This window comes from Dokdonella sp., from assembly GCF_036518555.1.
Taxonomy (GTDB): Bacteria; Pseudomonadota; Gammaproteobacteria; order Xanthomonadales; family Rhodanobacteraceae; genus Dokdonella_A.
This window is the reverse complement of sequence record NZ_DATDMY010000293.1, coordinates 1-8,583: the sequence shown is the minus strand read 5'-3', so window position 1 is coordinate 8,583 and position 8,583 is coordinate 1. Positions and strand designations below refer to the sequence as shown.

Annotated in this window: 6 protein-coding genes; 3 read left to right on the top strand and 3 right to left on the bottom strand. The window is 70.3% G+C overall.

All coding sequences use genetic code 11. The features are described 5' to 3' along the window. On the bottom strand, positions 1–752 hold a 752-nt coding region (locus VI238_RS15915), incomplete at its 3' end, for a lipid A biosynthesis acyltransferase (protein ID WP_331653128.1). A gap of 98 nt (positions 753–850) precedes the next feature. On the opposite strand from VI238_RS15915, the gene dtd reads away from it, so the two are divergent. The 3 genes from dtd (at position 851) to VI238_RS15900 (ending at position 5,655) form a co-directional block, all read left to right on the top strand. Then, the gene (gene dtd / locus VI238_RS15910) at positions 851–1,306 is read left to right on the top strand and encodes a D-aminoacyl-tRNA deacylase (protein ID WP_331653126.1); all 456 of its coding nucleotides are present in this window, start codon (positions 851–853) and stop codon (positions 1,304–1,306) included. Positions 1,307–1,508: 202 nt separating this feature from the next. Continuing rightward, positions 1,509–3,353, top strand: a complete 1,845-nt coding sequence (gene rpoD / locus VI238_RS15905) for an RNA polymerase sigma factor RpoD (RefSeq protein ID WP_331653124.1) — start codon at positions 1,509–1,511, stop codon at positions 3,351–3,353. Between the two features lie 307 nt (positions 3,354–3,660). Beyond that, entirely contained in the window at positions 3,661–5,655 is a 1,995-nt protein-coding gene (locus VI238_RS15900; protein WP_331653122.1) for a S8 family serine peptidase, read from the top strand. A gap of 43 nt (positions 5,656–5,698) precedes the next feature. Here the strand turns inward: VI238_RS15900 and VI238_RS15895 are convergent, their stop codons facing one another. Beyond that, positions 5,699–7,876, bottom strand: coding sequence for a hypothetical protein (locus VI238_RS15895; RefSeq protein WP_331653120.1), 2,178 nt, complete (start codon positions 7,874–7,876; stop codon positions 5,699–5,701). Positions 7,877–8,172: 296 nt separating this feature from the next. Further along, positions 8,173–8,583 (bottom strand): hypothetical protein (locus tag VI238_RS15890; protein ID WP_331653118.1); only part of this gene is annotated, 411 nt, incomplete at its 5' end.

The window sequence follows — 8,583 nt, the reverse complement described above, 5'->3', positions numbered from 1 at the left end:
GGCGCCGGCAGGAAATGCACGCGGAAGCCGGCGCCGCGCGGCAGGCGTTCGACGAAGCTGTACAGCACGCAGGCGCCCGTGCGCTCGGCCAGGCGCGGCAGCAGCACCATCGTCGGTGCCGGCACGCCGAAGAACGGCGCGAGCACGCCTTCGCCGCGGCGCGGCTGCTGGTCGGGCAGGATGCCGACGACGCCGCCCGCGGCGAGGCGCTTGTACAGCGTGCGCACGCCGGCGCCCTCGGCGCGCACCTGCTCGACCGGCAGCGCGCCGCGCGCGCGCAGCAGCAGCGGTTCGAGCACGGCGTGGCGCGGCGCGCGATAGAGGATCGCGAGCGGCGTCTGCGCGGCGAGCCAGTAGTTGAGCAGCTCCCAGCAGCCGAGGTGCGGTGCGGCGACGATGAGGCCGCGGCCGGCCGCGAGCGCCTCGTCGAACAGCGCGCGGCCGCGCACCTCGCGCACGAGCGCGAGCGCGTCGGCGGGGCGAGTGCCCCAGATCCTGGCGACCTCGGCGAGCGCCTTGCCCGTCTCGACGAGGCTCGCGCGCGCGACGCGTTGTCTGTTTTCGGCGCTCTCTCGCGTCATTACGAGGGACAGGTTGCGTTCGGCGATGCGACGGCTGCGGCCGTGGCGCAGCCACGACAGCCGGCCGAGCACGCCGCCGAGCGCGTGCACGAGGCGGAGCGGGCAGAGGCCGACGAGGCGCAACCCGCCGTAGAGCAGCGCAACCGGCCAGGACAAGGGGGGAGACGACATGGCGGCGGCGATTGTAAGGGTGCGGCGGAAGCGATGCGGACCGATTGACCGTCGCCGTGCGCACGGCGAGCATGCAGGGCCTTCCGCGTGAGGCAGTCATGATCGCCCTGATCCAGCGCGTCAGCGAAGCGCGCGTCGACGTCGGCGACGAGACGGTCGGCGCGATCGATGCGGGGCTGCTTGCGCTGGTCGCGGTGCAGCCCGGCGACGGCGAGGCGCAGGCCGAACGGTTGCTCGAGCGCATGCTCGGCTATCGCGTGTTCGCCGACGCGCAGGGGCGCATGAACCGCTCGCTCGCGGACGTCGGCGGCGGTCTGCTGCTGGTGTCGCAGTTCACGCTCGCCGCCGATACGCGTTCAGGCACGCGCCCCGGCTTTTCGACCGCGGCGGCGCCGGCCGACGCGGAACGCTGGTTCGCGCGCCTGGTCGAATTGTCGAAATCGCGCCATCCAAGGGTGGAAACCGGGCGTTTCGGTGCCCATATGAGGGTTCACCTCGTCAACGACGGCCCGGTCACGTTCTGGCTCGAGGCCCGTCCGGAGGCGCCGGAATGATCCACACTGGCGGCGTTTTACGTATCAGGAGTCATGGGCCCGGCCACGCGCGGGCCCACGCGGCCGGAAGCCGCCGGCAGGACGCCGGATCCCGAAGACCCGTGCAGGCGCCCGAGGTGCCTCGCGCCGTCGTCCGGCCGCGCCCTTGACGCGGCTCCTATACTCTTTTTCCTTTGCCGTACAGAATCTTTCCGGAACCGACATGGCCGCAGAGCACAACCAGGAGCAGCAGTCCGAGATCAAGACCCTGATCATCAAGGGCAAGGAGCAGGGCTACCTGACCTACGCCGAAGTCAACGACCACCTGCCCGACGACATCGTCGATCCGGAGCAGATCGAAGACATCATCGGCATGATCAACGACATGGGCATCGAGGTGCACGAGGTCGCGCCCGATACCGAGACGCTGCTGCCGGAGACGCCGGTCGCGACCGACGACGATACCGCGACCGAGGAAGCGGTCGCCGTGCTCAGCGCGGTCGATGCCGAGGTCGGCCGCACCACCGATCCCGTGCGCATGTACATGCGCGAGATGGGCACGGTCGAGCTGCTCACCCGCGAGGGCGAGATCGCGATCGCCAAGCGCATCGAGGAAGGCCTCAACCAGGTGCAGAGCGCGCTGGCGAGCTTCCCATGGTCGATCCAGCTGCTGCTCGAGGAATACGACCAGCACACGGAGGGCAAGAAGCGCCTGTCCGAGGTGCTCGCCGGCTTCGCCGACATGGAACAGCCCGACGTCGTCGTCGCCGAGTCGTCCGAGGACGCGGTCGCGGTCGCCGAAGAGGACGACGAGGGGGAAGCCGGCGGCGACGAGTCCGATCCGGCCGACGTCGGCCTCGACCTCGCCGAGGTCGCGCGCCGCATGGACGAGCTGCGGCAGATCTACGCCAAGTTCCAGAAGACCGCCGACAAGTACGGTACGTCCGACCGCAAGTCGCAGAAGCTGCGCGACGAGATGGCCGAGGCGTTCCTCAAGCTCAAGCTGCCGGCGATCATGATCGACGGCTTCGTCAAGAAGCTGCGCGACGTCGTCAACAACATCCGCAACCACGAACGCGTCATCGGCGAGCTGTGCATCAAGCACGCGCGCATGCCGCGCAAGGATTTCCTCAAGCTGTTCCCGGCCAACGAGACCAACCTCGAGTGGGCGGACGAACTCGCGCGCAAGCGCCAGAAGTGGTCGCCCGCGGTCAAGGTGCAGCGCGACGCGATCGTCGCCGAACAGGAGAAGCTCATCTCGATCGAGCGAGCCCTCTACCTCGGCGTCGCCGACATCAAGGAGATCAACCGCGCGATGTCGATCGGCGAGGCGAAGGCGCGCCGTGCGAAGAAGGAGATGGTCGAGGCGAACCTGCGCCTCGTGATCTCGATCGCGAAGAAGTACACCAACCGCGGCCTGCAGTTCCTCGACCTCATCCAGGAAGGCAACATCGGCCTCATGAAGGCGGTCGACAAGTTCGAATACCGCCGCGGCTACAAGTTCTCGACCTACGCGACCTGGTGGATCCGCCAGGCGATCACGCGTTCGATCGCCGACCAGGCGCGCACGATCCGCATCCCGGTGCACATGATCGAGACGATCAACAAGCTCAATCGCATCAGCCGCCAGATGCTGCAGGAGATGGGGCGCGAACCGACCCCGGACGAGCTCGCGATCAAGATGGAGATGCCCGAGGACAAGATCCGCAAGGTGCTCAAGATCGCCAAGGAACCGATCTCGATGGAAACGCCGATCGGCGACGACGAGGACTCGCACCTCGGCGACTTCATCGAGGATTCGACCATCGTTTCGCCGATCGAGTCGTCGACCAATATCGGTCTGATGGAGACGGTGCGCGACGTGCTCGCGGGCCTCACGCCGCGCGAGGCGAAGGTGCTGCGCATGCGCTTCGGCATCGACATGAACACCGACCACACGCTGGAAGAGGTCGGCAAGCAGTTCGACGTCACGCGCGAGCGCATCCGCCAGATCGAAGCGAAGGCGCTGCGCAAGCTGCGCCATCCGAGCCGCTCGGAGCAGCTGCGCTCGTTCCTCGACATCGACTGAGTCGCGCGCACCGCGCGCACGCCGCTCGAAACGCCCGCGCCACGTCGCGGGCGTTTTCGTTGGCGCACCCTTCGCGCCGGGCGATCGCGCGCCTTCGGGGAGCCGCCGCGGCAACCGCCGCCGCACGACGATCCTGCGGCGTATGTTGCGAAAACTGCGCAAGGCCGCCGCGCCGGGTAGACTCGGGCGCTCGGCCGGGGTGACGACGCCCGCACGCCGACCGGGGCCGTGGGGACCCCGGTTGCGCGCGTTGCCGCCCGCCATGACCCGACCTGCCGGTCGCCATCGTCGTTGCTGGGGAGAATCCATGAAGCGCCATCGTGTCCCGTCGTTCCGTCGTTCCACGCGCGGCCTCGCGCTGTGCGCACTCGCGTTCGCGTGCAGCCAGGCGTTCGCCGCGCAGGTCAGTTCCTCGCTCGCGGTCGAAGCCGACGCATCCGGGCGCGTCGAAGCGCTGATCGTGCTGCCGGACCAGGCCACGCCCGTGCTCGCGCCGCTCGGCGCCGACACCGATTACCTCGTGCGCCGCCGCGCGCTCGTCGATGCGCTGCGCGCGCGCGCGACGACGCAGCAGGCCGACCTCGTCGCCTGGCTGCGCTCGCGCGGCATCGAGCATCGCGCGTACTGGATCTCCAATCTCGTCTGGGCGCGCGTGTCGAGCGAGGATCTCGCCGCGCTCGCGACGCGCACCGATGTCGCGCGCGTCGAGGCGAACCCGCACGTCCGGCAGGCGTTGCCGCTCGATGAGGGCGATGCCGCGCAACCCGACGCGATCGAGGCGATCGAGTACGGCGTCAACAAGATCAATGCGCCCGGCGTCTGGGCCCTCGGCTACACGGGGCAGGGCGTCGTCATCGCGGGCGAGGACACCGGCATCCGCTGGGACCACGCCGCGTTGAAGCCGCATTACCGCGGCTGGAACGGCACGACCGCGGACCACAACTACAACTGGCACGATTCGATCCACGACTCGGTCGGCAACGTGTGTGGCAACGACGCGCCGGCACCGTGCGACGACAACAGCCACGGCACGCACACGGTCGGCACGTTCGTGGGCGACGACGGCGCCGGCAACCAGATCGGCGTCGCGCCCGGCGCGCAGTGGATCGGCTGCCGCAACATGAACGCGGGCGACGGCACGCCCGCGCGCTACATCGAGTGCATGCAGTGGATGCTCGCGCCGACCGATCTCGCCGGGCAGAATCCCGATCCGGACAAGGCGCCCGACGTGGTCAGCAACTCGTGGGGCTGCATCCCGTCGGAAGGCTGCACCACCGGCACCGAGATCAAGACCGCGGTCGACAACGTCGTCGCGGGCGGCATCTTCTTCGCTGCTGCGGCCGCGAACGACGGACCCGGCTGCGGCTCGATCACCGATCCGCCCGCGATCTACGACTCCGCGTTCGTCGTCGGCGCGACCGACAGCCAGGACCGCATGGCGTCGTTCTCGAGCCGCGGTCCGGTCAGCGGCGTCACGCGCATCCGTCCCGATGCGTCGGCGCCCGGCGTGAGCACGCGTTCGGCGACCAATGCGAGCGCGACGAGCTACGGCACCAAGAGCGGCACGAGCATGGCGACGCCGCACGTCGCCGGCGCGGCCGCGCTGCTGATGTCGGTGAATCCCGCGCTCAAGGGCCATCCGGACCAGGTCGGCGACCTGCTGCGCAGCACCGCGGTCACCGCGGGCGTGACCGATCCGTCGAACTCCGGCTGTGGCGGCCTCACGATGGCCGACCACCCCAATTACCAGGTCGGCTGGGGTCGCATCGACGTGCTCGCCGCGGCACAGGCCGCGATGGGCTCGAACCACACGGTCACGCCGAGCGTCGCCGGCGGCAACGGCTCGATCTCGCCGTCGACCGCGCAGTCGGTCGCCGACGGCGCGACGGTCGCGTTCACGCTCACGCCCGCGGCCGACTACCACCTCGTCACGCCGGTCGGCGGCACCTGCGCGGCGGGCTCGCTCGCCGGCGCGGTCTACACGACGGGCGCGATCGGCGCGGACTGCACGGTCGTCGCGAGTTTCGCGATCGACACCTGGACGGTCAGCGCGAGCGCGGGCGCGAACGGGACGATCACGCCCGCGACGCAGGCGATCGACGCGGGCGTGAGCGCGACGTTGACGGTCACGCCCGACGCGGGCTACGTCGTCGCCGGCGTCGTCGGCGACAGCTGCACCGTCACGCCGAGCGGTGCCGGTACCTACGCGACCGATCCGATCCACGCCGACTGTGCGGTCAGCGCGACATTCGCACCCGACGGCAGCGACACGATCTTCGCCGACGGCCTCGACGGCGCCTGATCCGTACGCAGGCGGCGCCGCATCGCGCGGCGCCGCCCTCGCGTCAGTTCACCGTGAACGTGACCGGCACCGCCACGCGCCGGTTCGTGAGGTCGTTGTTCGCGATGCAGACGTTCGCGTGGTATGTGCCCGGCGTGAGCGTCGACGCATCGACGCTCACGCTGACGGCCGTGACCGCGCTGGGCGGGGTGGATCCGCGCGTGATCGAGTAGGCGAGCCACGGCACGTCGTTCGGATACGCGCATACGCCGCCGAGGCGGGCGATCGAGAACGCGGCGAGCTGCGTCTGGGTCGGGTCCGCGCCGATCGCATCGACGAGGGTGAGCGCGCCCGTCGACGGCTCGACCGTGTACATCTGCGCCTCGCCGATGCTGTTGTTGAACGCGGCGTAGTAGAGCTGGCCGGTGTAATCGTCGACGTCGAGGCCTTGGGCGAAGTTCGCGTCGAAGCCGAGCGAGGCGACGACGGCCGCATTGCCGCTCGTCTTGTCGATCGCGACGAAGTCGTCGGCGACGAGGTCCACGCCGAACATGTCGCCCTGGGCGTCGACCGCGATGTCGACGACGAGCGTACCGTCGGCGGGATCGCCGATGCCGCCGATGCGCCCGACCAGGGTCGTCGCGGCCGTGAGCGGGTCGATCGTGTAGAGGAACGAGTCGTAGCCGAATCGGCCGGGTGCGTACGCGACGCCGTAGAGCGTGCCCGTCGATGCGTCCCACGCGAGTCCGCCCCAGTTGATGCCCGCACCGCTCTGCAGCACCGCGGTGCCGATCACGTGGCTGGTGCCGTCGCGCGTGTCGAGCGTGAGCAGGTGCCAGGTGTAGTAGTCGATCGCGTAGAGCCGGGAGAAGTCCTCGTCGACGAACTCGCCCGCGGTGAGGATGAGGTCGCCGACGCCCGCTACGGGCGTGATCGCGTCGGGATGCGTCGCGTCGAGGCTCACGAGCGACGACGTGTCGAAGTCGATCGCGAACGCGGCGACGCCTTCGGCGCGCGGCGCCTGCGCGGGCGTCCGCGGCGGGTGCGACTTGCGCCGCGGTGCGGGCGCGGCCGTCGTCGCCGCGGGATCGCCGAGCGGAACCGTGTAGCGCGAGGCCGGCGGCCGTTGCGCGCCGTTCGCGAACGAACCGATGTTCCAGATCAGCGGCCGGTTGCCGACGTTGCCGATGTCGAGCGTCGCTTCCGTCGATGCGCCCGCGGCGGCGGCGACGTCCAGCCGTGCCGGCGTGACCTCGATCTTCGGCACGCCGACGTCGAGCACGACCTGCGACGTCGCGCTGTAGGCGAGCGGCGTCGTCGGCGAGAACAGGATGGCCCTGCCGGCTGCGACCGAGGCGCTCTTGTACGAATACTGCAGCGCGGCGTCGACGCCCGGGGGCGCGTTGAGGCCGATCGTCGCGGTGATGCCGTCGTTGCGCAGCGGGTCGCCGACGTCGGTGTCCGCATACTGGAACAGGATCTCGTTGCTGCCTTCGCTGAGCACCGCCTCGAACGTCGCGCTGTCCTGCTGGATGCCGCCGATCATGATCGGCAGGTTGAACCACTCGACGACGAAGCGCCGATTCGGCGCGGTGCCGAGCGTCGCGACGTAGATGTCGCCGTCGCCGGGCTGCTGGTAGTAGATGTCGGTCCAGTACGGCAGGATCGCTGCGCCGACGTCGGCGGCGGGCAGCGGTTCGTTCTGCGGCGTGAACCAGCCCGCATCGAGGTCGAACAGGATGCCGCCGTTGTACGCGACGCGCAGGCGATCGGCGGTGAGGCCGTAGTACGTGAACGGGAATCCGACGTCGACTTCCGCGGTGCTGTCGTCGTCCTCGAGCCCGAGCGGCGTGCCGATGCCGGTGATGTCGACGAAGTCGTAGACCGGCTCGCCGTTGCCGGCGCCGTCGAAACCGTCGGCGAAGATGCGCTCGCCCGCGGGCAGGTTGGCAGCGAACGCGTAGCCGGGGTGGACGTCGTAGGCGGTCCAGCGCGTGTCCGGCGCCTGCGATTCGCGGGCGGTGACGATGCGGTTGTACTGGTAGCTCGCGCCCGGCGGCAGCGCGATCGGCACCGCGCTGAGCAGCACGCCGGAGACGTCGTCCGCGAGCGTATGCCAGGCCAGCGTCGTCGGGGAATGGTTGGTCACGACGTAGCAGAAATTGACCGGGTCGAGCCGGGTCACGTCGAGCTGCGTGGCGCCGCCACAGGCGCCCTCGGACAGATCGGTACCGAGCGTCACCGAAAGATCGATCCCGGTACCGCGCGGTGCGGCGGCGCCCGTGGCGCTGACGGTGGCCAACGCGATGCCCAACGCGACCGCGCCGCGCAACCCGGCGCGCTCGTGGATGGAATGCCGCGGTCGTGACGCCCGACGGCTCTGCTGGAAATGCATAAGGGATCCCCTCGATTCGGTCGTGTCCACGCAAGACGGCGGGCGGCGCGAGGCCGCGTGCCGCCGGCGAGCATGGGAGCCGCCGCCGTGGCGCGCATTAGTCGAGCATCAGCAATCCGTTGCTCAACGATGATTGTGGCCGCTCAGGCCGGGCCCGGCGCGATCGCGTCCGCTGCGGCCGCCTCCGCCGCGAGCGCGGGCGACCAGCGCTCCCCCGCGAGGCTGCGCGCGCGTGCGAAGCAGGTTCGCGCGAGCGCGCGATCGCCCGCCCGGGCGGCGACACGCGCGAGCATCAGTGCGCTCGCGAAATCGTGCTCGACATGGGGCGCCAGTACGCTCGCCGTCCGGCGCGCCGCATCGGGGTCGCCGTGCGAAAGCAGGTAGCGCGCGTACGGGATCGCCGCGTCGCGCAGGATCAGCGGGGTCGCGAACGCCTGCGCAAGCTCGAATGCCTGGCCGTACGCGGTTGCCGCCGCTGCCGCGTCGCCGCGCCGCTCGCGCCAGCCCGCGCGCGCGACGAGCGCGTGCACGCGTGCGGGCGCGAGCGCGTTGGC